The sequence below is a fragment of the Streptomyces sp. NPDC008137 genome, assembly GCF_042957035.1.
Classification (GTDB): Bacteria; Actinomycetota; Actinomycetes; order Streptomycetales; family Streptomycetaceae; genus Streptomyces.
The window spans coordinates 25,199-45,375 of the sequence record NZ_JBIBHN010000021.1; the positions used below are offsets into that span (position 1 = coordinate 25,199).

Genomic DNA, 20,177 nt, shown 5'->3' on the forward strand with positions numbered 1-20,177 from the left:
GGCATCAGACGTGCCCCTGACGTACGTCGTGGCCACCGAGGACCCGGCGCTGCCTCCCCAGGTTCAGGAACTGTGGGCCGCGCGTGCCGCCCACAGTTTTCGCGTCCCCTCCGGGCGACAGGTCCTGGCAGGTCCGGACGGCCTTGCCGGCGCCCTTGTCCCGTACGCCCTCCAGGCGGCCGGAGAGCACGTTTGTCTGCTGGGCGGTGCGGGGTGCCCTTCAGGACACCCCCGGCGCCGTCATCCAGCGCCATTGCGTGAACAGCTCCAGGCTGGCGGTGCCGCCGATGCGGGAAGCGTTGCCCGAGATGCCCATGCCGCCGAAGGGCGCGTTCGCCGCGTCCTTGGCGGACACGTCGTTGATGTGGACCATGCCCGTGCGCAACCTCCGGGCGACAGCGGTCGCCCGGGGTACGGACCCGGAGTGTACGGCGGCGGTCAGGCCGTACGCGGTGTCGTTGGCGACTTCCACGGCCTCGTCCTCGCTGTGAAACGGGATGACCGGGGCGACCGGCCCGAAGATCTCCTCGGTGAAGGCCGGCATGGTCCGCTCGACGCGGTCCAGCACGGTGGGCCGGTAGAAGAGCCCGTCGCGGGTCCCTCCGGCCAGCACCCGTGCCCCGGCGGCCACGCTCTCGTCCACGATCCGTTCGATCCGGGCCGCCTGCTGCTCGTTGATGACAGGCCCGATGGCCACGCCTTCGTCGCTGGGATCACCGGTCGGCAGCGCGTCAGCCTGCCGGACGAGCGCCTCCGTGTACGCCTCGACGACATCCGCGTGGACCACATGGCGTCCGGCGGCCACGCAGGCCTGGCCTTGATAGCCGAACGAGCTGACGGCCCCTGCCGTGGCGGCCGCCTCGACATCCGCGTCCTCCAGCACGATGATCGAGTTCTTGCCGCCCAGCTCCAGCGACACACGCTTGAGTCCTTCGCCCGCGACCCGGGCCACCTGCCGCCCGGCCTCGGTGGAGCCGGTGAACGAGACCATCGCGACATGCCGGTCGGCGACGACAGCACGCCCGGTCTGCGCGCCGCCTGGCAGGACGTGCAGCACGCCGTCCGGCAGCCCGGCCTCGCGAAACAGCTCAGCGACGAGGACACCGCCGGACACCGGAGTGAGGGGGTCGGGCTTGAGCAGCGCGGTGTTGCCGAGGGCCAGTGCCGGTGCCAGGGCCCGCATCGCGAAGAGCAGAGGCGCGTTCCAGGTGGTGATCACTCCCACCACCCCCAGGGGCACCCGCCAGGCCAGACTCGTCCCGCCCGGAACCTGCGGGGTGAGGACCTCGCCCGGGGGTCGTGACGCGAGCCCGACGGCGTGCTGGAGCTGAGCGAGACCGGCCGCGATCTCGTACTCGCCCTTCGCCGGGGCGCCCCCGGACTCCCGGACGATCCACTCACGGACGTGCGCACGGTGCTCACGCAGGGCGTCACCAGCACGGATCAGCAGCTCAACACGCTCGGACACCGTGGTCGCCGCCCATTCCGGCGCGGCACGGGCGGCTCGGGCGCCGGCCCGTTCGACATCGGCGGGGGAGGCCATGCCCACCTCCGCCAGTGGTTCGCCCGTGGCCGGTTCGATCACGTGCCGTGTGCGGCTCTCGGCGTTCCGCCAGCCCTCGCTGTAGATCATCCCCGTCCACTCGGCCGCGTTCGGCCAGGCAGGCGCACCGGTGACAGCCATGATCACGCCCTCCGCAGCGCTCGGTGGATTCGGGACTCACTCTTCTCCTGGCAATTCAACCCGCGAAGCAGCTACCTGTCATGCGATGGATGTGTCGCAGGTCCGTGCGGCCAGCCGGGGCAGCGGACGGTCACTCTGCCGGTGGCCGGGTCGCGGCCCGGCCACCGGTGTTGGACTCGGCCCGGCCACCGGTGATGGACTCGGCGCGCCTACTGGGCCGTCTCGTACGTGCCGGACAGGGTCTCGACCCGCTGCCAGACGCGGCCTGGCCTGGCAGAGCGACAACGCCGCCGCCCGCGCCCGCGCCGCCGAACTCCTCGCGCAGAAAGAGGTGTTCGCGTTCGGCCTGTCCGAGAAGGCCCACGGCGCCGACATCTACTCCACCGACATGCTGCTCGAGCCCGACGGCGACGGCGACTTCCGCGCCACCGGCTCCAAGTACTGCATCGGCAACGGCAACGCCGCCGGACTCGTCTCCGTCTTCGGCCGCCGTACCGACGTCGAAGGCCCCGACGGCTACGTGTTCTTCGCCGCCGGCGAAGTCGTCGTGGCGGCTGTCGTGGCCGGTGAAGGCGCGGGCGTCTTCGAAAAGGGCCCGGGGCAGCTTGGTGGGGGAGATGGGGACTCCCGGAAGGTGGTGCTCGCTCCGTTCTACAGGCCGTGGGGCACACCGGCCTTTCGGGCCGCCGGTGCCGGGGACGCCGGTCTGCCGGTCGCGGGCGGCGCCAAAGCGCCATCCTCCTGTCATTCCCGGCCGGGCAGCGCCAGCTCGAACCAGACGACCTTGCCGGTGCTCACCCTGGTCGCCCCCCAGCTCTCCGCCAGCTGGTCGACCAGGAACAGTCCCCGGCCACCCTCGTCACTCAGCATGGCGTGCCGCATCCTCGGCACCTGCGTGGAGTCGTCGCCCACCTCGCAGCGGAGTACGTCCGTGCGGAGCAGGCGCAGGGTGAGCGGCCGGGACGCGAAGCGTACGGCGTTCGCCACCACCTCGCTGACCAGCAGTTCGGCCGGCTCCACCATCGCGTCAAGACCCCAGTGCCGCAGGGTCCTGCGCGTCAGCCGGCGGGCCTGCCCCGCGGTCTGCGGCCGTGGAGCCATGTACCAGTACGCCACCGTCTCGGGCAGGATGCCCTCGAACCGGGCCGCGAGCAGCGCGATGTCGTCGTCCCGTTCGCGCGTGCCCAACGTGCCCAGTGCCTGGTCGCACAGCACTTCCAGTGCCGGGGGCCGCGAACCGGCGGTGGCGGCGCGCAGGTGTGCGCACAGCCGCTCCACGCCGGACAGCACGTCCGAGTCGCGGGACTCGACGAGCCCGTCGGTGTACAGCAGCAGAGTCGCCCCGGACGGCGCGTGCATCTCGGTGGACTCGAAGGCGCCGCTGCCGACGCCGATCGGCGCCCCGGGCGGGATCGGCAGCACCTCCTCCCGGCCGTCCGCGTGGAGGAGGACCGGAGGTGGGTGACCGGCGTTGGCGACCAGCAGCCGATGCAGGACGGGGTCGTACATCGCGTACAGGCAGGTCGCCATGTGCTCGCTGCCCAGCCGCTCCGCCTGTTCGTCGAGGTGGTGCAGGACCTCGTCGGGAGGAAGGTCGAGCCCGGCCAGGGTCTGCACGATGGTGCGCAGCTGGCCCATGATGGCGGCCGACGTCATGGAATGGCCCATGACGTCGCCGATCACCAGCGCGACACGGTTGCCGGGCAGGGGGATCGCGTCGTACCAGTCCCCGCCCACCTGGGAGGCCCGCGAGGCGGGCAGGTAACGGCTTGCCAGCCGGACTCCGGTCGGCTGGGGCAGTGCCGGAGGGAGCATCGTGCGCTGCAGTGCGGCGGCGACCGATGTCTCGCGGAGGTAGAGCGCGGCCTTGTCGACGCCGAGTGCGGTGTGGGTGGCGAGCTGGGAGGCGACGAGCAGGTCGTCTTCGGTGAAGGCGGGCCGGTCGGGGCGGCGGATGAGGACGACGCTGCCCATGACGTGGCGGCGGCCGTGCAGCGGAGCGATGATCAGCCGAGGTCCGGGCCGCGCCGCTCCGGGAAGACTCACCGGTCCCAGCAGCTCGGCCAGGGCCGGCACGACCCCTGGGGCGTCCCCCGACGCGGGCTGCCCGGCTTGCAGCAGCTCGGCCAGTCGGCCGCCGGCGGCCGGCCGTACGAAGTCCGCCGGCCGCGCGTCCGCCGGGGTCTCCGGGGAGAAACCGCGCCCGCGGGCGGCCGGATCCCTCGGCGGCGCACGGTCCGTGCTGTGCAGCCGCAGCAGGACGGGGGCGTCAGGACCTTCGTCCCCGACCGGCAGTGGATCGGACAGGTGGACGAAAGCCGTGTCGGCGAAGGCCGGCACCGCCGCCCGGCACAGTGCGTGCAGCGCCTCGTCGAGATCGATGCCGCGGGCGATCCGGCGCGTCGCCTCGTCGAGGTAGCGGAGCCGGTCGGTCTGCGGTCCGAGGAGCTGTGGCCGACGCGGGGGCGCGACGGGCGCGTCCGCCCTGGCCCCCCTGCCGGGGTGTTCATGAGCTCCCAGGTGCTTCGTCACTGTGTCGCTTCCGTCTGGGTGGGCCCCTGCCGGTGCCGGCGGAGAGGCGGCCGTCAGCCGTGCCGTCGGCAGCGCAGGAAGATCTGCACCTCGGGCGGTACGTCGGCGCTCGCGGGTGCGTAGGTGTAGGAGGCCTCCTCGACGATCTCGAAGCCGGTCGCCTCGACGATCTCCCGCAACTCGTCCCGCAGGTACCCGGACACCCGGATGGTCTTTCCGAGGAACGGGATCGAGAAGTCGTCCACGTCGGCCTCCACCATCGACAGCACGAACATGCCGCCCGGCATCAGCAGGTGGCGGACGGTCCGCAGCGCGAGGGGGATCTCGGCGCGCGGCAGCATGAGCAGGGAGAAGAAGGCGGCCACCGCGTCGAACCGGCCGAGGTCGCGGGGTCCTCCCGGCCGCAGATCGGCGATGTCAGCCTGGTGGAAGGTGCCGTCGGGCACGTGCTCGCGGGCCAGGGCGGTCATTCCGCCTGACAGGTCGACGCCGACGACCTCCAGCCCCGCCTCCGCCAGCTGCCGGGCGGTCGGGAGCCCCGTGCCGCATCCCAGGTCCAGCACGCGGGACCCGGCCGGTAGGGAGTCCACGAGCCACTCGGCGGCCGCGACCTGCCCCTCCTTGTGCGGGAAGGCCTCGTCGTAGCGGTCGCCGATGGCGTCGAAGGCCTCCGCCTGGCCGGTGCGGTCAGGCAGCGCGTCCGCGTAGCCCGGCTTGCCGGGAGGGCTGCTGCTCACAGGCGTTTCCCCTTGCCCATCCTGTGAAATTTCTCCATATATCCTCCCTTATCAGGTCCGGGTCGACATCCCCGCCTCGTCCGCCGGGCTGTGACCGGCCCGGGCGATGAGCAGGGCCACGTCGTCGGGGTTCCCTTCCCCACGCAGGGTGTGCAGAAGCAGCTCGCAGGTGGCGTTCAGCGAACGGCCGGCATGGTCGAGGACGTCGAGGAGCGTGTTCAGGCGTGCGTCGATCGGCTGGTCGCGGGTCTCGATGAGGCCGTCGGTGTAGAGGACGAGCTGGTTCCCCGGCGGGAAGGCGATGGAGGTGGTGTCGAAGGAGGTGCCGCAGACGCCCAGGGGCACGCCGGTGGGAAGGTCGAGGAGTTCGGGTGCGCCCGGATGGAGAAGGACGGGCGGCAGGTGGCCGGCGACGGAGATGTGGCATTCGGCGGTGCGGGGGTCGAAGACGGCGTAGACGCAGGTCGCGATGGTGCCGAGGCCGTCCGTGATGTGGTCGAGGTGGTGCAGGACCTGGGCGGGGGCCAGATCGAGGTCGGCGAGGGTTCTCGCGGCGGTGCGCAGTTGCCCCATGGCGGCGGCGGCCGTGACGCCGCTGCCCATCACGTCGCCGATGACCAGGGCCGTCTTGTCGCCGGCCAGCGAGATGACGTCGAACCAGTCGCCGCCGATCTCGATGGTGGCCTGGGCGGGGCGGTAGCGGTAGGCGATGTCGAGGCCGGGCCGCCGTGGCGGGGGGCGGGGGAGCAGGCTGCGCTGGAGAGTGAGGGCGGTGCGGCGTTGTTCCTCCACGGCCCGGTGACGGTCGGTGACGTCGACACTGGAGGTGGCCACTCCCAGTACTTTCCCGTTGGGGGCTTCGAGCCGGTAGAACGAGATCGACCAGGCGTGATCGTTGTGCGGGTCGGCCGCTGTGCGGCCGACGACGTACTGGTCCAGGATGGGCGTTCCGGTGGCCAGGACCTTGCGCATGGCCGCTTCGAAGGACTCGTCGAGGAAGGGCAGCACCTCGTGGATGTGGCGGCCTATGTGCTCGGCCGCCGGCACTCCGTTCATCCGTTCCTCCGCGGGATTGACGGAGATGTACCGCAGTTCGGTGTCCAGCATGCCCAGCCCGATCGGTGACTGGGACACCAGCTGGGCGGACAGGGACAGGTTCCGCTCCACGCCCCGCAGCGTGGCCTGGTCCGTGGCCAGGCCCAGGGCCCAGTAGTCGTGCCGGTCGTCCTGCAGCCGCATATTGCGGAACTCCACCAGCCGGGTGCTGCCGTCCTTGTGCCGGACAGGGAAGACCTCTACCCAGCTTTCGCCCTCCCGCATGACCCGGTCGAGCAGGGCAAGGACGGTGTCGAGGTGCGTCTTGTCGATCAGCAGGTGGCCCGCGTACTGGCCCAGTGCCTCCTCGGCGGTGTAGCCGAAGAGGGTCTCGGCCTGCGGGCTCCAGAGATCGATCCTGCCCTCGGCGTCGAGGAGGACGGCGGCGACGTTCAGCACGTCGAGCAGCCCACCCGGCCCGGACGGAGCGACATCCGCTGTGCCGGGATCATCCCGGAAGGGTTCAGCCGCACCCATGCCCCAGGCTCCTTCCGGCTCCCGTCGAACCTCGCCTGCCGGGCCGGACGCTGTGCCGGCGTCCGTCCCCGGCACCTCCATCGTCCCCCTCCGCCGCCCGGGCGGAACCTCCGCCGGTTCGTTGACCGAACGTGGCGTCCCCCCACCGTCCGTGCTTTCCGCGCGACGCCGGTGTGGGCGAAGCGGCCCCGCGTGTTATTGAATGAAGTGTGCGGTCAGGAATCTCGGGGCCCTGTCGCCCGGGTTCTGATACGGCCCCGGCGCTGTGCCGGGGTTGGCGAGCGAGCTGAGAGAGCCGCATGGACTCCACCCCCTCCCCCTCGTCCGCGTCGGCGTTCGACATGGTCAGCGGCGCTGTGGGGCAGTACATCCCACGCGGCGGGGCGGCAGCGGCCGCCGGTTCTGCCGACCCGCAGGGCGACAGCGCCTCCAGCCACCGTGTGCACGCCGATCCGGCAGCCGGCCGTCAGGAGCAGATCCTCGGCGCGGTCAACCTCGACCGGGATCTGAGGATCACCCGCTCCAACCTGGGCGCCCCCGTCTTCGCGGGGGTGGAGGCCGTGACCGGGAGCGCTTTCGTCGATCTGCTGCCTCCCTGGGACGTACCGACGGTCACGCGGCGGTTGCGGCAGGTCCTCGAGACCGGTGAGCCGCATGTGGCCCGGGTCCAGCGCCTGCGGAGGGGTGACGGGTCGGAGCTGGTGGTCTCGATGAGCATCCTGGCCGCCGCGCCGCCTCAGGACGGCCTGACCGTCTCCCTGATCGCCATGGCCAGGAGGCTGCACCTGTACGCCGCCGAGACCGCGATCGGGACCTCGCTGGACATCGGCGAGACCGCGCAGTCGCTCGCGCGGTCACTGCTGGCCTGGGGAGACGTGGCCGCCATCGACCTCGACCTCGCCGTGTGGACGGGCGAGGTGGTCACCGAGCAGCCGCAGCGGCGCATCCGGCTGCGGCGGGCGGCCCTGGTGCCGGACCGGGCCTGGCCCGACGGCTACGTGACGCCGGGCGACGATCTTCCCGGCGACGCGAGTCGCCTGCTGTCCCAGGCGATACGGCGCGACGACGCCGCCCAGGCCATCGTCATACCCGACCGGGCGGGGATCGAGCGGGTACTCGGCAGCCCGCGGCTGGTACGTGCCCTGGTGCCCGGTGACCGTGCCGTGGCTGTCGCGTACATACCGCTGGTCCTGAACGGGGCGCCGCCCGTGGTGCTGGGCGTGGCGGAGGTCTGGCGGCGGGCGGACCGCCCCTTCCACGACAGCGAGCTGCTCGACCTGCAGGAGCTGGTGGCGCGGACCTCTCACCACGTCGACCTGGCCCGTCAGCACCAGCGCGAGCACACACAGGTGCTGGCGCTGCAGCGACGACTGCTGCCACGGTCCGCCGGCGACACCATCGAGACCGCCAGTGTCTACCAGCCCGCCACCCCCGACAGCGCGGGCGTCGGCGGCGACTGGGTGAACAGCTTTCCGCTGCCGGACGGCCGTACCGCGCTGGTCGTCGGTGACGTCGTCGGGCACGGCCTGGGAGCCGCGGCGACCATGGGACAGCTGAGCATGGAGGCCCGTGCCCTGCTGTCCGCCGGGCTGGCGCCCAACGAGGTGCTGGAGCACCTGGACGAGACCGTGACCCTGCTGGACGACACCGAGTCCGGCCTGGTGGCCGGCTACAGCGCCCTCGGCTCGACCTGCTGCATCGCCGTGTACGACCCGGTCAGCCACCAGGTGGCGCTGTCCAGCGCCGGACACCTCCCCCCGGTCCTGGTGCCGCCGGACGGGCCCGCCGGCTCTGTCGCGGTGCGCCCGCACCCCGGGCTGGGCGCCGAGTTCGCGCTCCGGGAGCCGTTCGACGTGCACGTGTTCGCCGTACCACCGGGCTCGCTGCTCGCTCTCTACACCGACGGCCTGGTGGAGGATCCCGCACTGTCGATCGACGAGGGCATCGGCAGGCTGGCGGAGGTCGTGTCCACGGTGCACCCCTGGGACGCCCTGCAGCGGGCCGCGCGGCACGTGGTCTCCGAGCTGGCGCCCGTGCGCCGCCGCGACGACGTGACCCTGCTGCTCGCGCGCATGATCGGCTACCGCAAGGACGACACCGCGACCTGGCGGCTGCCCGCCCGCGGCGACGCCGCCGCCCGGGCCCGGGTGCTGGTCTCCGCGCTGCTGGGGCAGTGGCGCACCCGAGCCGACACCCGGGACAGCGTGCTGCTGGTGGTCAGCGAACTGGTCGCCAACGCGGTCCGCTTCGCCGAGGGGCCGATCACGATACGGCTGATCAGGGCCGGTCACGGGCTGCTGTGCGAGGTGGGCGACACCGGCAACGGCAGGCCGCGGCTGGGCCGGGGCGGGCTGTTCGACGACGGTGGCCGTGGCTTGCGTGTCGTGCATGGGCTCACCACCCGGTGGGGGGTGCGGTGGACGGACACCGGCAAGGTGGTCTGGGCATCCGTCGAGCGGTGACGCGGCTACAGCCACCGCCCTTCCAGAGCGGTGGCCGTGAGCCCCGGGGCCGCCGCGTACAGGACGGCGCGGCTGCCTCGCTCCTGCCCCGCGTCGTGCGCCCTGCGCATGATGTCGAAGACGGCGGCGCCTCCGCGGTTGCCGCTGGTGTAGCTCTCCCGGCTGTAGTCCAGCAGCCCCGACGGCCATCCGCCGGGCATCGTCTGCTCCATGTACTCCAGCACGCGTGTTCCGCCGGGGTGCGCGAGCAGGACGTCGGGGTGCCATGAGCCGGGGTCGTCCTGGTACCGGACGCGCAGCCAATCCCACATCGCGGTGACCGTCTCCTGAACGGCGCGCGGCCCGCGCCGGTCCATCACGAAGTGGGTGCCGTCCTCCCGCGTCTCCAGGCGGTGCAGGTCCTGGGTGCCGGGCAGCGTGTGGTGCCAGGCGGCGTCCAGTCGCAGCACGGACTCGGGCCGCGGACGGCCCGTGACCACCGCGGCGACCGCGGTGTCCGCGAACAGCAACCGGACGATCAAGGACTCGAGGGTGTCGTCCGCGGGCTGGTAGGTCGTGCTCAGCGCCTCCGATATGACGACCAGGACCACCCGGTCGGGATCCGCGGCCACGAGATCGGCCGCCAGCGCCAGGGAGCGGGTCCCGGCGACGCAGGCCCACTGTGTGGCCGGCAGCAGCATCACGTCGTCGCGGAGCGGGAGCCTGTTGGCCAGGGCGACGTCCAGGCCCGGCAGCGCCGGGGTGGTGGAGTGACTGGTGATCAGGCAGTCGACGTCCTCGGCGTCCAGCCCGGCGATCTGCAGGGCCCCGCGTGCCGCGTGCTCCCCGCAGGACCGCACGGCCGCCCACGCCGGGGCGGTGCGCTCCTGGACGGTCTGCGGCGCGGGTACCGACTCGAGGGCGGCGATCACGCGATCCACGTCCTTCTCGGTGAACCCGTCGCCGGTCAGGGCTTCCCGGGCGGGCCCGATACCGGCGGCCGGCAGGGCGCTCCCGTCGCCGGGTGCGACGGCGGTCTCCAGCGGCAGCATCCACCCGCGGTTCTCGATGCCCGTACTGGCCGCGATGGTGTCGATCCGCGGCGCCCACGCGGCGTGCGGGTGCCGGTCGCGCACTTCTGCCACGATCTGGCTGGTCTTCACGTTGTGCTCGCCGTGTATCACGGCGGGCGGGCACAGATATGCGGTCATGGTCGGCACCTTTCTCCGGGGTGACGAGGCGGAGCATCACGAACGCTGTGTCATGGATCACTTGGACGTGGTGCGTCCAAGTCGATGCCGGCGCGCTCCACTTCGGGCTTCGGCAGCCGTTCCGAGAATGGACGCTAAATGGACATTTGCGCTGTGATTTGGGCAACTTAGGTGGTTTTGTCATGCGTGACATGACGCACACCGGTCGGCTCACCGCCCCGGAGGTCCCTCAGTCGAGGCAGAACTCGTTGCCCTCGACGTCCCGCATCACGATGCACGACTCGTTGACGCCGTCGGCGACGAGCAGTCGCTCGCGTACCGCGCCGAGCGCGACCAGTCGTGCGCATTCGGCCTCGAGCGTGGCCAGACGCTCCTCACCCACGAGTCCGGTGCCGACGCGCACGTCGAGATGCACCCGGTTCTTGACGACCTTGCCTTCCGGAACGCGCTGGAAGAACAGCCGCGGTCCCACCCCTGAGGGATCAGTGCACGCGAACCACGCACCCTGATCCTCAGGAGGCAGCGAGCGGTTGAAATCGTCCCAAGTGGCGAACCCGGCCGGCGGCTGCGGTACGGCGTACCCCAGCACCTCGCACCAGAAGCGAGCGACGCGCTCGGGATCCGCGCAGTCGAAGGTGACTTGGAACTGCTTGATCGTTGACATCAGCGCACCATAGCGCTTCGCCTGCCCGGCCACCGCGGAATTCTGTTGCACATGTCCTTGGTTCTCCAAGACCATTCGCGCTGTGACAGACAAGACCGAGCGCCCGGCCTCCGCCCCCGTGAGCACGAAGTCCGTACGATTCGTCGAGTTGTCGAACACGGCCATGGTCGCCTTGCTGAATGACGACCTGGCTCAGGCGAGTGCCGAAGCGGGTGTCGCCCTCACCGAGTACTTCCTCACCGACAGGGCGAAGTGGGTGTGGCGGTATCGGGTCGACCAGCTGGCCTCGGACCCGGGGTGCGCGGGGTGGCTCACCCAGGTCGTGGTGGCCGAGCCGGAGGGGGACGTCGTGGGGTACGCCGGGTTCCATGGGCCGCCGGACGAGGCGGGCATGGTGGAACTCGGCTACTCCGTGGTCCCCGACCACCGCCGTCAGGGCTACGCCAGGGCGATACTGACCGCGCTGGTGCGGCGGGCCGCCGCCGAAGCCGGGGTCAGGATCGTGCGGGCGACGATCAGCCCTGACAACACCGCGTCCCTGGCCACGATCTCCGGGTTCGGCTTCGTGGAGGTCGGGGAGCAATGGGACGAGCAAGACGGCCTTGAGCTCATCTTCGAGGTTCCCGCCTGAGAGCTACGCGTACCTGACGCGTGAGGAGCGCGCCTGTGCGGCGAGGCGCGCTGTCGAAGCCGCCGACGGTGTCCCGGTCATGGCCGGCATCGGGGCGCCGCACGCCTCGCAGGTGCTCGCCGGTCTGCTGGGTACCACCGTGGAGTGGTGCGACTTCTTCCTCTACAGCACGGCTTGGGTGTCTCCACCTGCTCTGAGGTTCTTGCGCTGGTTGGCATGGAAGCGCGCCTTCTTCTGACGATTTCCGCACGTGTTCATGTCGCACCACTTACGGGTGCGGCTTTGGCTGGTGTCGAAGAAGGCGGCTTGGCAGGTCGGCGAGGCGCACAAGGCCAGCTTTCCGTCTCGTTCGCCCGAGATGATGTCGATCGCGTCGGCGGCGATCACGCTGAGGGCGTCCTCCACGCTCGAAGCCGAGCTGAGCCGCCATCGCCGCTTGCCGTCGGGTGTCAGGATCGCCGCGGCCCGGCCCTGGGCGCTGCGGTCATTGATGACGTGGACAGCGGACGCGGGGAGAGCGTCCTGGGTCGCGGCCGCTGTCGCGGCGGCGTGGATCGACTCCCTCAGCTCCCGGGCGAGGTCGAGCTGGTCGGCGGTGCAGGAGTCCACGGCGAGGCCGTACACCGCCAGCCAGTCGATGAGCCGGTGCGGTGTGGGGATGCGCTCCACAGGGTCGCCATGCCGCTCCGACAGAGTCCCCGTGAAGCTGGTCGCCAGCACGGTGCCGAGGCGGAAGTCAGGGAATCGAGCGCGCATGGAACCACCTTAGAGGGTTGCGGCGATGCTCGGAGAACTGCTAGAACCGGCTTAGCCGGTTCCGCGATGGCCAGGAGGTCTCATGCCCCGTCTCACCAGCGACGTGCAAGCATTTGAAGCCCACGCGACTGACGCCGACCTCGACGATCTGCGGGCGCGACTGGCCGCGGCGCGACTGCCGGAGGCCGAGACGGTCCGGCGCGCCGCGCCCGGCCCGCGCCGATGGGAACAGGGCGTTCCGCTCGCCGACCTCGTCGATCTCGTGCACTACTGGCGCACCGGCTACGACTGGCGGTGGTTCGAAGCGCGACTCGAGCAGATCGGCCAGTTCCGCACGACCATCGATGGTCTGGGAATCCACTTCCTGCACCGCCGGTCCACGCGCACGGATGCCACTCCTCTGATCCTGACGCACGGCTGGCCGGGCAGCGTCGCCGAGTTCGTCGATGTGGTGGACGAGCTGGCGGATCCGAAGGATGCGGAGACTCCGGCGTTCCATGTCGTGGTTCCGTCGCTGCCGGGATTCGGCTACAGCGACAAGCCCGCCACCACCGGGTGGGGTACCGAGAAGATCGCGGCCGCATGGGTGGAACTGATGGGAAGGCTCGGCTACAGCCAGTTCGCAGCCCACGGCGGCGACTGGGGAGGCAACATCACCACGGTTCTCGGCGGAAGGTTCCCGGCGCACGTCCTCGGTATCCACACCACGTTCGCGGAGGGGCCGCCCGGGTTGACCACGGACGGGCTGACGGAGTCCGAGCGCGAATGGGCCGAGGGCACTCGCCACTTCTGGCGCCACCGCGCGGCGTACGCGAAGCAGCAGGCGACCCGGCCGCAGACCATCGGCTATTCGCTCGTCGACTCACCGGTCGGGCTTCTCGCCTGGATCCTGGACAAGTTCGCCGAGTGGTCGGACACCGAGCACAGCCCGTTCGAGACGATTTCCAGGGACAGGGTTCTCGACGACGTCACCCTTTACTGGCTGACACGGACCGGCGCATCGTCGGCCCGCATCTACTACGAGAGCCACAATTCGCTGGACCCCGAACTCCGGGTCGACGTCCCGTCGGCGATCACCATGTACCCCCGCGACATCGAGAAGTGTCCGCGCACCTGGGCGCAGGAGCGGTACCGACGGATCGTGCGATGGAGGTCGCCCGAATCCGGGGGACATTTCCCGTCGCTGGAGGTCCCCGAGTACTTCGTCAAAGATCTGCGAGAGGGCCTCGCCGCAGTGCTGGCCGCTCATCGGTGAAGGCGGCTCGGCGACCCGGAGGTCCATCAGAAGGGCCCTACTCCTCCCGTGCCCACGGCCGTAGCTTCTCCGGGTTGCGGACCGCCCAGATCCGGGTCACGCGGCCGTCGGAGACGTCGAACGCGGCCACGGTCATGACGACGCCGGCGCGCTGGGCCACCAGGCCGGGCACCCCGTTGACCGACCGCTCCAGGAGTTCGAGACCGTGAGCCCTGTCGGCGATGGCGACCATGTACTGCGCGATGCGCGCGCCGCCCTCGACCGGGCGCAGGGCGGCGCCGGCCATGCCGCCGCCGTCGGCGGTCATCACGGCGGCCGGATCGAGGAGCCCGACGAGGGCCGCGATGTCCTTGGTCTCCCACGCCTCTTTGACGTGCCTCACCACGTCGGCCCGGCCGGGCGCCGGCATCGGGGCGCGCGCGGCGCTCACCCGCCGGCGGGCGGAGGCCGCCAGCTGCTTGCAGGCCGCGGGAGTACGGCCGAGGACGTCGGTGATCTCGGTGAACGGGTAACGGAAGACGTCGTGCAGGACGAACGCCACCCGCTCGGCGGGCGTCATCGACTCCAGGACGACGAGGAAGGCCATGGACACCGACTCGTCCAGGACGATCTGGTCGGCGGGGTCCGCGGGGCCGGTGGCGTCGGCGCCGCCCGCGTGGCCCCACTCGGTGCGGTCGGGCAGTGGCTCGGGCAGCCATGCTCCGACATAGCGTTCGCGGCGGGCCCGAGCAGAGCCGAGCAGGTCCAGGCAGATGCGGCTGGTCACCGTCGACAGCCAGGCGCCGGGGGACCGGATCTCCTCCCGCCGGCTTGGTGACAGCCCGTACCAGCGCGCGTAGGCATCCTGTACGGCGTCCTCGGCCTCGGTCACCGAACCGAGCAACCGGTAGGCCACATTGATCAGTTGACGTCGTTCGCCGGCTATCTCATCCGTTCTGCTCCCGACCGTTCCCATGGCTTCGGCCCCCCTCGCCTTACCTTTCGCGGGCCCGCGTCGTCGGGCTGGTGTGACCTTATCGATCTACCGCCCGACGGCGGGAGAAGGGGACCGTGACATGGCCACTCAGGTGACGGCGACGGCGAACACGCGGCGCACCTCCTCGTTCCTGCGGATCGCGATCGCCCTGCAGACCCTGACCATCTTCCTTCAGGCGGTCTCCGCCGGACTGCTGCTGACCTCGTCCTACGGGGCGATGCTGCACGATGCCGGATCCCGGGTGATGTACGGGGCGTCCATGTTGTACCTGCTCGCGGCGGTGCTGGCGTGGAAGCCTGGCGGCGGATCGCCCCGGCCCGTCTGGCACGCCACGGGTTTCCTCGCGCTCGCCTCGGTCCAGGTCGCGGTCGGCATCGCGCACGTCCCGTCGGTCCATCTCCCCCTGGGGGTCCTGATGTTCGGTCTGAGCGTGCTGGCGCTGGCCCGGCGCTGAGGCCCGGCGTGGGGCGACACCCGGGCACCGGCTACTCGTCGGACAGCGTGAGGTCGGGGACCCGCCAGGCCGCGATCACGAAGGCGACCAGGGACACCGCGGCGCCCGTGAGGAAGACGAGGCGCATCGAGGCGACGTAGCCCTCCAGGAACGGCCACGCCGCGCTCGGGTCGAGGGCGCGCAGGAACGCCGAGTCCTCCAGGCCGACGCCGCCGTCGGGGCGGAGCACACCCGTCAGGGCGTGCGCGTTGTCGGGCTGGGCCAGCAGCCGGCGGTAGGCCGGGTCGTGGTGGGCCTCGGCCAGCCGGTCGGCGATGCCGCCGGCCGCCGTGGTGAACAGGACCGACAGGAACGCAGCGGTACCGACCGTGCCGCCGTTGGAACGGAAGAAGTTGACCGACGCCGTCGCCGCGCCCATGTCCGTACGCGGCACCTCGCACTGCGCGAGTGTGGTGAGCGTCTGCATCGACGCACCGAGACCCGCGCCCATGAGGGCCATGCCGAGCGCCGGGTGCCACAGCGGGCTGTCCGCCCGTAGCGTGGCGAAGACGAGCATCGCCGCGGTGAACGAGCCGATACCGGCGACGAGATGGACCTTGAACCGGCCGGTCCGGGCGATCATCCGGCCCGTCAGCAGCGTCACCGCGAGGTTCGCGGCGACCGTGGGCAGGGTGGCCAGACCCGCCGCGATGGGGCTCATGCCGCGGACCAGCTGCAAGTAGAGCGGCAGTGTCGTCATCGCGCCGAACATGCCGACGCCTACGACGAAGTGCAGCCCGACACCCAGCCGGAAGGTCCGGATGCGGAACAGGCGCGGCGGCAGCAGCGCGGCGTCGCCCGACCGCCGCTCGACGACCAGGAACACGGCCAGACCCGCCACACCGATCGCGTACATCGACAAGGCCAGGGGAGAGTCCCACCCCCAGGTGCGGCCCTGCTCCGCGACCGTCAGCAGGGGCACGATGCCCACGGCCAGGGCGAGTGCCCCGGCGTAGTCGAGCCGGTGCCGCACCCGCCGGTGCGGGAAGCGCAGCACCCGCACGATCGTCACCGCGGCCGCGGCGGCGAGCGGCACGTTGATCAGGAAGATCCAGCGCCAGCCCGCGATGCCGAACAACTCGGCCCGGTCCGCGAACGCACCGCCCACCAGCGGGCCGACGATGCTGGCCCCGCCGAAAACGGCCATGAAGTAGCCCTGGTAGCGGCCCCTCTCCCGAGGTGAGGTGATGTCGGCGACGATCGTCATCGCCAGCGACATCAGCCCGCCGCCACCGAGCCCCTGAACGGCGCGGAACGCCGCGAGTTCATAGATCGACGTGGCGAAGCCGCACAGCAGGGAGCCGACGGTGAACAGGGCGATCGCGGCGAGGTAGACGGGTCTGCGGCCGTGGATGTCGGACAGCTTGCCGTAGAGCGGCGTCGCGAGCGTGGCGGTGATGAGATACGCGGTCGTCACCCAGGCCTGGGCCGTCAGCCCGTGCAGGTCGTCGGCGATGGTCCGCAGCGCGGACGACACCACCGTCTGGTCCAGCGCCCCCAGGAACATGCCGAGGACCAGCCCGGACATGACGGTGGTGATCTGCCGGTGACTCAGCCGCGGGGGTATGTCCCCGGACGCGCCCTGTTCTTGGGTGTCGGAGAAGGTCACGTGTCGTCCTCGGGGTGGGGGCGGGTACGGGCCGCCCGGGGGTACCGGAGCGGCCCGTACCCGGGGTACCGGGCGGTCAGCCGGCGATCTTCGCCAGGTCACCGACCGCCTGATCGACCTCGGGCAGCGTCAGCATCGCGAGCTGGGCCGACCGGGCCCGGGCCCGGGGCCCGGGGTCGGCGAGGAGCCCCCGGCACGCCTCGGCGATCCCGGCCGCGCCGCGGTCCGTGATGTGACGGCCGAGCCCCAGCTCCGCCACCCGGTCCGCGTTGGCGGGCTGGTCCCCGAAGTGCGGCAGCACCGCCAGCGGCGTGCCGGTGCGCATGGCCTCACGGATGCTGTTGAAACCGCCGTGGGTGACGAACAGGTCGACCGACTCCAGCAGCAGTGGCTGCGGCACCCGGTCGGCGACATGGATGTGCCTGGGGAGCCCCTCGGTGTCCACCGGAATCCCGGACGTCGACACGACCACCGTGCAGTCGTCCAACTCGGCCGCCGCCCCCACGATCGCGCCCAGGCTCTCGGCGGGGTCCGGCAACTTCACGGGCAGAGGCGTGTCCCGGCCCGCCATGCGTTCCCGCACCACCGGCAGGGCCGTGCCGATCGCCGCGTACACCAGCGGCCGGTCCGTGGGCAGCCGGGCGAGCCACTCCGGCAGCACACCGCCGCGCTCCACGTCCACCGTCTGCCGGTAGGCCCACGCCTCGTGCAGATGCCGGGCGAAGGAGAAGGCGGACGGCACGTAGTCGACGCGGCCGTGCGGAACGAGCGACAGCGGGTCGTCCCGCACGGGCAGCCCCAGCTCCTCGCGCCGCTCGTTGAGCCGCGGCAGCATCTCGGCGGGGTCCAGGATGTTGCTGAACCCCGAAGGCGTCGGCAACTGCGGTACGCCCAGCAGCTCGGCGGTCAGCACCGCGCCCATGTCCATGCCGTCCCGCAGGATCACATCCGGCCGGAAGTCCTTGGCGAGGGGGAGCAGGATGTCCAGGTGGGGCTTGACTCCCGCCCCGGCCAGATGCCGCATCAGCAGCCGGGGCAGCCCGGCCGTCGGCTCCGTGAGGTCGGCGGTCTCCTGGAGCTCGGCGAGGTAGGGACCCATGGCGGCGAGCGGATTGAACTCCGGTAACGCGGCGTTGACTTGCACGTCGTCATCGCGGAAGACGGGGACGAGGGCTTCGGTGGTGACCACCAGCACCTGATGCCCCGCCTTGGAGAGGGCGCGCAGCAGCGGCAGTTGGGCACGGCCGTGGGAGGGACTGCCGAGCGTGGTGCACAGAACCCGCATGGATGAGCCTTTCTCTCGGAGTTTCTTCCAGGGAGGGAGGAGGCGTCACGCCACCCGCGCCGGTGCCTCGGCGTGGCCGATGCCCCGCAGGCTCAGTCCGGCCCGCGCCAGCCGGTCCGCGTCCAGCAGGTTGCGGAAGTCGTGCACCTCGTGACCGGCCATGCGCGCCGCGATCGCCGCCCAGTCGAGGTCGCGCAGCTCCGGCCACTCGGTGAGGACGAGACAGGCCGCCGCGCCCTCCGCCGCCCGGACCGGGTCGTCGTCGAGGTCGAGCAGATCGCTCAGGTCGGGCCGCTCCTCGCGCAACGCCGGGTCGTACGCCGTGAGTTCGGCGCCGCGCTCGCGCAGCAGCCGGGCGACGGAGAGCGCGGGCGAGTCGCGCAGGTCGGAGGTGCCGGCCTTGAAGGTCAGTCCGTACAGGGTGAGCCGTACGCCGTGCAGCGACCCGTCCTCGGCACGCCCGCACGCTGCGGCGACCCGGTCGACGAGCTGCCGCTGGTGGGCGACGTTGGTCTCGATGGTGGCGCGCAGCAGCGGGAAGTCGACCCCGGCCAGATCGCACACGGTGAGCAGGGCGTGGGTGTCCTTGGGCAGACAGGAACCGCCCCAGCCGGGACCGGGCCGCAGGAACGCGGACCCGATGCGCGGGTCCCGGCCCAGGCCCTCGGCGACATCGGCGATGTCGGCGCCGAAGCGTTCGCAGACGGTTGCGAGGTTGTTGGCGAAGGACAGCTTCATCGCGAGGAAGAAGTTCGCCGCGTACTTGGTCAGTTCGGCGCTGGCGGCGTCGGTGAGCACCAGCGGCGCGTCCAGTGCGGCGTACAGGTCGGCCACACGCCGGCCGGCGTCCCGGTCGGCGGAGCCGATGACGATCCGGTCGGGACGCAGGAAGTCCTGGACGGCGCGGCCCTCGCGCAGGAACTCCGGGTTGCTCACCACGGCCACGTCGTCCCGGCCGAGCAGCGCGGCCACCCGTTCGCACGTACCGACGGGCACCGTGGACTTGTTGACGATGACACAGCCGGGCGGCAGTACGTCGCGGATCTGCGCGGCCACGGCCTCCACGGCGGCGAGATCGGCCGCGCCGCCCGCCCCCATGGGCGTGGGCAGGCACAGGAACACCACCTCCGCCTCGGCGACGGCGGCCGCGGTGTCGCCCGTGAAGTCGAGCCGGTCCGCGTCCAGGGCCTCCCTGACGGTCTCGGGCAGACCGGGCTCCAGGATGCCCACCCGGGCCTCGCGCAGTCGCTCGACCTTGTGCGGGTCGGCGTCCGCGCACACCACCACGTGCCCGAGAGAGGCCAGACAGGCGCCGGTTGTCAGTCCGACGTAGCCGGTTCCGATGACGGCGACGCGTCGAGCAGGCACAGAGAATCACCTTTTCCGGTCGGTGGGGGACTCGCGTGCGACGGCTTCGGGGTGCGCGCCGTCGCGTTCCGCGGGTGGACCTGGAAGGGCCGACTCCGTCGTACGGCCCGGGCACGGCGAGGACTCAAGTCACCAATCGTTGACCTGAGTCAGGTATGTCATGCGGCGAGAACGCAAGTCAACGATCGATGACATCGGTCGGTGACTTTGAGACAGTCGCCGCAGGCTGGAACATGGGCGGATGGCCGAGGGGCCGTGGACCACGGAGGTGCGGTACGTGACCGGAGCACACAAGGGCGAGACGCCGAAGGCGGAGGCCTGCCGGCCCGCCCACAAACGCTCGGCGTCGGGAACGCGTACCGCGCTGCGGGCCGCTGCGGCCTTCCGCTTCGGCAAGTACGGCTACGAGGGCACCAGCGTCCGCGACATCGCGGGCGACGTCGGTGTGGACGCGGCGCTCGTCTACCGCTACTTCGGCTCGAAAGAGGCGCTGTTCAACGACGTGTCGGGTACGGGCAAGATGTTCGAGCCGCTGCTGGACGAGCCGGTCGAGGCGATACCCGACTGGTTCTGCGCGCTGCTCATGGGCCCGCCGAGGGAGGGCGACTTCCCGCACCCGGTGCTGTCCGTACTCCGGTCGTCCGGCCGGGACGAGGCCGTGGCGCGGCTGCGGGCGGACTTCACGGAGGTGTTCTCCCGGCGCCTGGCCGCCCGGCTCGGCGGCCCCGACGCGGACCTGCGGGCGGAACTCCTGGCGGCCTGGATGCTCGGCACCAGCCTGATGCGATCCGAGATCCGCCCGCCCGCCCTGGCCTCCGCGCCGGAGGCCACGCTGGAGCGCTACCTTCGCGCGGGCATCGAGGTCCTGCTCGGCCCGGCACCGGGGGACGGTGAGGGGACGACCGGAGCCGGGGACGAAGGGCGTCGCACCGGCGGCAACCGCCCCGACGCGGACTGAGACCT

17 protein-coding genes and 1 pseudogene are annotated in these 20,177 nt (G+C 71.5%); 6 read left to right on the plus strand and 12 right to left on the minus strand.

Annotated features, from left to right (window positions below):
• Positions 1 to 4: 4 nt before the first annotated feature.
• Both ACFZBT_RS27795 and ACFZBT_RS27800 read right to left on the minus strand, forming a co-directional pair.
• A complete protein-coding gene (locus ACFZBT_RS27795; RefSeq protein WP_391109085.1) occupies positions 5 to 190 on the minus strand; it encodes a hypothetical protein in 186 nt (61 codons plus the stop codon).
• 30 nt (positions 191 to 220) lie between these two features.
• Positions 221 to 1,684, minus strand: coding sequence for an aldehyde dehydrogenase family protein (locus ACFZBT_RS27800; RefSeq protein WP_391108774.1), 1,464 nt, complete (start codon positions 1,682 to 1,684; stop codon positions 221 to 223).
• Positions 1,685 to 1,946: 262 nt separating this feature from the next.
• Here ACFZBT_RS27800 and ACFZBT_RS27805 point away from each other — a divergent pair.
• Positions 1,947 to 2,219: pseudogene (locus ACFZBT_RS27805) on the plus strand (acyl-CoA dehydrogenase); the annotation flags it as partial.
• A gap of 209 nt (positions 2,220 to 2,428) precedes the next feature.
• Here the strand turns inward: ACFZBT_RS27805 and ACFZBT_RS27810 are convergent.
• Genes ACFZBT_RS27810 through ACFZBT_RS27820 form a run of 3 tightly spaced genes read right to left on the minus strand, consistent with a single transcriptional unit; the run spans position 2,429 to position 6,525 of the window.
• Positions 2,429 to 4,216 (minus strand): SpoIIE family protein phosphatase, encoded by a 1,788-nt coding sequence (locus ACFZBT_RS27810; RefSeq protein WP_391108776.1) that lies wholly within the window; start codon positions 4,214 to 4,216, stop codon positions 2,429 to 2,431.
• Positions 4,217 to 4,269: 53 nt separating this feature from the next.
• Positions 4,270 to 4,953: a methyltransferase domain-containing protein gene (locus tag ACFZBT_RS27815; RefSeq protein WP_391108779.1), complete on the minus strand. Its 684-nt coding sequence runs from the start codon at positions 4,951 to 4,953 to the stop codon at positions 4,270 to 4,272.
• Between the two features lie 51 nt (positions 4,954 to 5,004).
• Positions 5,005 to 6,525: a SpoIIE family protein phosphatase gene (locus ACFZBT_RS27820; RefSeq protein WP_391108781.1), complete on the minus strand. Its 1,521-nt coding sequence runs from the start codon at positions 6,523 to 6,525 to the stop codon at positions 5,005 to 5,007.
• Between the two features lie 299 nt (positions 6,526 to 6,824).
• On the opposite strand from ACFZBT_RS27820, the gene ACFZBT_RS27825 reads away from it, so the two are divergent.
• Positions 6,825 to 8,987: a SpoIIE family protein phosphatase gene (locus tag ACFZBT_RS27825; protein ID WP_391108784.1), complete on the plus strand. Its 2,163-nt coding sequence runs from the start codon at positions 6,825 to 6,827 to the stop codon at positions 8,985 to 8,987.
• Positions 8,988 to 8,992: 5 nt separating this feature from the next.
• On the opposite strand, the gene ACFZBT_RS27830 is transcribed toward ACFZBT_RS27825, so the two are convergent.
• Both ACFZBT_RS27830 and ACFZBT_RS27835 read right to left on the minus strand, forming a co-directional pair.
• Positions 8,993 to 10,177 carry a type III polyketide synthase gene (locus tag ACFZBT_RS27830; protein WP_391108787.1) on the minus strand — a complete coding sequence of 395 codons (1,185 nt, stop codon included), beginning with the start codon at positions 10,175 to 10,177 and terminating at the stop codon, positions 8,993 to 8,995.
• 229 nt (positions 10,178 to 10,406) lie between these two features.
• Complete coding sequence (locus ACFZBT_RS27835) at positions 10,407 to 10,841, minus strand: VOC family protein (protein ID WP_391109059.1); 435 nt, start codon at positions 10,839 to 10,841, stop codon at positions 10,407 to 10,409.
• A 163-nt stretch (positions 10,842 to 11,004) separates the two neighbouring features.
• On the opposite strand from ACFZBT_RS27835, the gene ACFZBT_RS27840 reads away from it, so the two are divergent.
• Complete coding sequence (locus ACFZBT_RS27840; RefSeq protein WP_391109062.1) at positions 11,005 to 11,472, plus strand: GNAT family N-acetyltransferase; 468 nt, start codon at positions 11,005 to 11,007, stop codon at positions 11,470 to 11,472.
• Between the two features lie 162 nt (positions 11,473 to 11,634).
• Here ACFZBT_RS27840 and ACFZBT_RS27845 read toward each other — a convergent pair whose 3' ends face one another.
• On the minus strand, positions 11,635 to 12,228 hold the full coding sequence (locus ACFZBT_RS27845; protein WP_391108790.1) for an ABATE domain-containing protein: 594 nt from the start codon (positions 12,226 to 12,228) through the stop codon (positions 11,635 to 11,637).
• Positions 12,229 to 12,310: 82 nt separating this feature from the next.
• Here ACFZBT_RS27845 and ACFZBT_RS27850 point away from each other — a divergent pair, with 82 nt between their 5' ends.
• Complete coding sequence (locus ACFZBT_RS27850) at positions 12,311 to 13,483, plus strand: alpha/beta fold hydrolase (protein ID WP_391108793.1); 1,173 nt, start codon at positions 12,311 to 12,313, stop codon at positions 13,481 to 13,483.
• Positions 13,484 to 13,520: 37 nt separating this feature from the next.
• Here the strand turns inward: ACFZBT_RS27850 and sigJ are convergent, their stop codons facing one another.
• The gene (sigJ, locus tag ACFZBT_RS27855; protein ID WP_391108796.1) at positions 13,521 to 14,438 is read right to left on the minus strand and encodes an RNA polymerase sigma factor SigJ; all 918 of its coding nucleotides are present in this window, start codon (positions 14,436 to 14,438) and stop codon (positions 13,521 to 13,523) included.
• A 100-nt stretch (positions 14,439 to 14,538) separates the two neighbouring features.
• Between sigJ and ACFZBT_RS27860 the strand changes: the two genes are divergently transcribed.
• The gene (locus ACFZBT_RS27860; protein WP_391108799.1) at positions 14,539 to 14,913 is read left to right on the plus strand and encodes a hypothetical protein; all 375 of its coding nucleotides are present in this window, start codon (positions 14,539 to 14,541) and stop codon (positions 14,911 to 14,913) included.
• 31 nt (positions 14,914 to 14,944) lie between these two features.
• On the opposite strand, the gene ACFZBT_RS27865 is transcribed toward ACFZBT_RS27860, so the two are convergent.
• The 3 genes from ACFZBT_RS27865 to ACFZBT_RS27875 all read right to left on the minus strand — a co-directional run bounded on the left by ACFZBT_RS27865 (position 14,945) and on the right by ACFZBT_RS27875 (position 19,214).
• On the minus strand, positions 14,945 to 16,561 hold the full coding sequence (locus ACFZBT_RS27865) for a DHA2 family efflux MFS transporter permease subunit (RefSeq protein WP_391108802.1): 1,617 nt from the start codon (positions 16,559 to 16,561) through the stop codon (positions 14,945 to 14,947).
• Positions 16,562 to 16,637: 76 nt separating this feature from the next.
• Positions 16,638 to 17,846, minus strand: coding sequence for a nucleotide disphospho-sugar-binding domain-containing protein (locus ACFZBT_RS27870; protein ID WP_391108804.1), 1,209 nt, complete (start codon positions 17,844 to 17,846; stop codon positions 16,638 to 16,640).
• A 45-nt stretch (positions 17,847 to 17,891) separates the two neighbouring features.
• Positions 17,892 to 19,214: a nucleotide sugar dehydrogenase gene (locus ACFZBT_RS27875; protein ID WP_391108807.1), complete on the minus strand. Its 1,323-nt coding sequence runs from the start codon at positions 19,212 to 19,214 to the stop codon at positions 17,892 to 17,894.
• A 277-nt stretch (positions 19,215 to 19,491) separates the two neighbouring features.
• On the opposite strand from ACFZBT_RS27875, the gene ACFZBT_RS27880 reads away from it, so the two are divergent.
• Positions 19,492 to 20,172, plus strand: a complete 681-nt coding sequence (locus ACFZBT_RS27880) for a TetR family transcriptional regulator (RefSeq protein WP_391108810.1) — start codon at positions 19,492 to 19,494, stop codon at positions 20,170 to 20,172.
• Positions 20,173 to 20,177 lie beyond the last annotated feature (5 nt).

Coding starts and splice junctions, on each gene's coding strand:
- ACFZBT_RS27800 (WP_391108774.1), bottom strand. CDS start 1,684: ATGGCTGTCACCGGTGCGCCTGCCTGGCCGAACGCGGCCGAGTGGACG.
- ACFZBT_RS27820 (WP_391108781.1), bottom strand. CDS start 6,525: ATGGGTGCGGCTGAACCCTTCCGGGATGATCCCGGCACAGCGGATGTC.
- ACFZBT_RS27825 (WP_391108784.1), top strand. CDS start 6,825: ATGGACTCCACCCCCTCCCCCTCGTCCGCGTCGGCGTTCGACATGGTC.
- ACFZBT_RS27830 (WP_391108787.1), bottom strand. CDS start 10,177: ATGACCGCATATCTGTGCCCGCCCGCCGTGATACACGGCGAGCACAAC.
- ACFZBT_RS27835 (WP_391109059.1), bottom strand. CDS start 10,841: ATGTCAACGATCAAGCAGTTCCAAGTCACCTTCGACTGCGCGGATCCC.
- ACFZBT_RS27840 (WP_391109062.1), top strand. CDS start 11,005: ATGGTCGCCTTGCTGAATGACGACCTGGCTCAGGCGAGTGCCGAAGCG.
- ACFZBT_RS27845 (WP_391108790.1), bottom strand. CDS start 12,228: ATGCGCGCTCGATTCCCTGACTTCCGCCTCGGCACCGTGCTGGCGACC.
- ACFZBT_RS27850 (WP_391108793.1), top strand. CDS start 12,311: ATGCCCCGTCTCACCAGCGACGTGCAAGCATTTGAAGCCCACGCGACT.
- sigJ (WP_391108796.1), bottom strand. CDS start 14,438: ATGGGAACGGTCGGGAGCAGAACGGATGAGATAGCCGGCGAACGACGT.
- ACFZBT_RS27860 (WP_391108799.1), top strand. CDS start 14,539: ATGGCCACTCAGGTGACGGCGACGGCGAACACGCGGCGCACCTCCTCG.
- ACFZBT_RS27870 (WP_391108804.1), bottom strand. CDS start 17,846: ATGCGGGTTCTGTGCACCACGCTCGGCAGTCCCTCCCACGGCCGTGCC.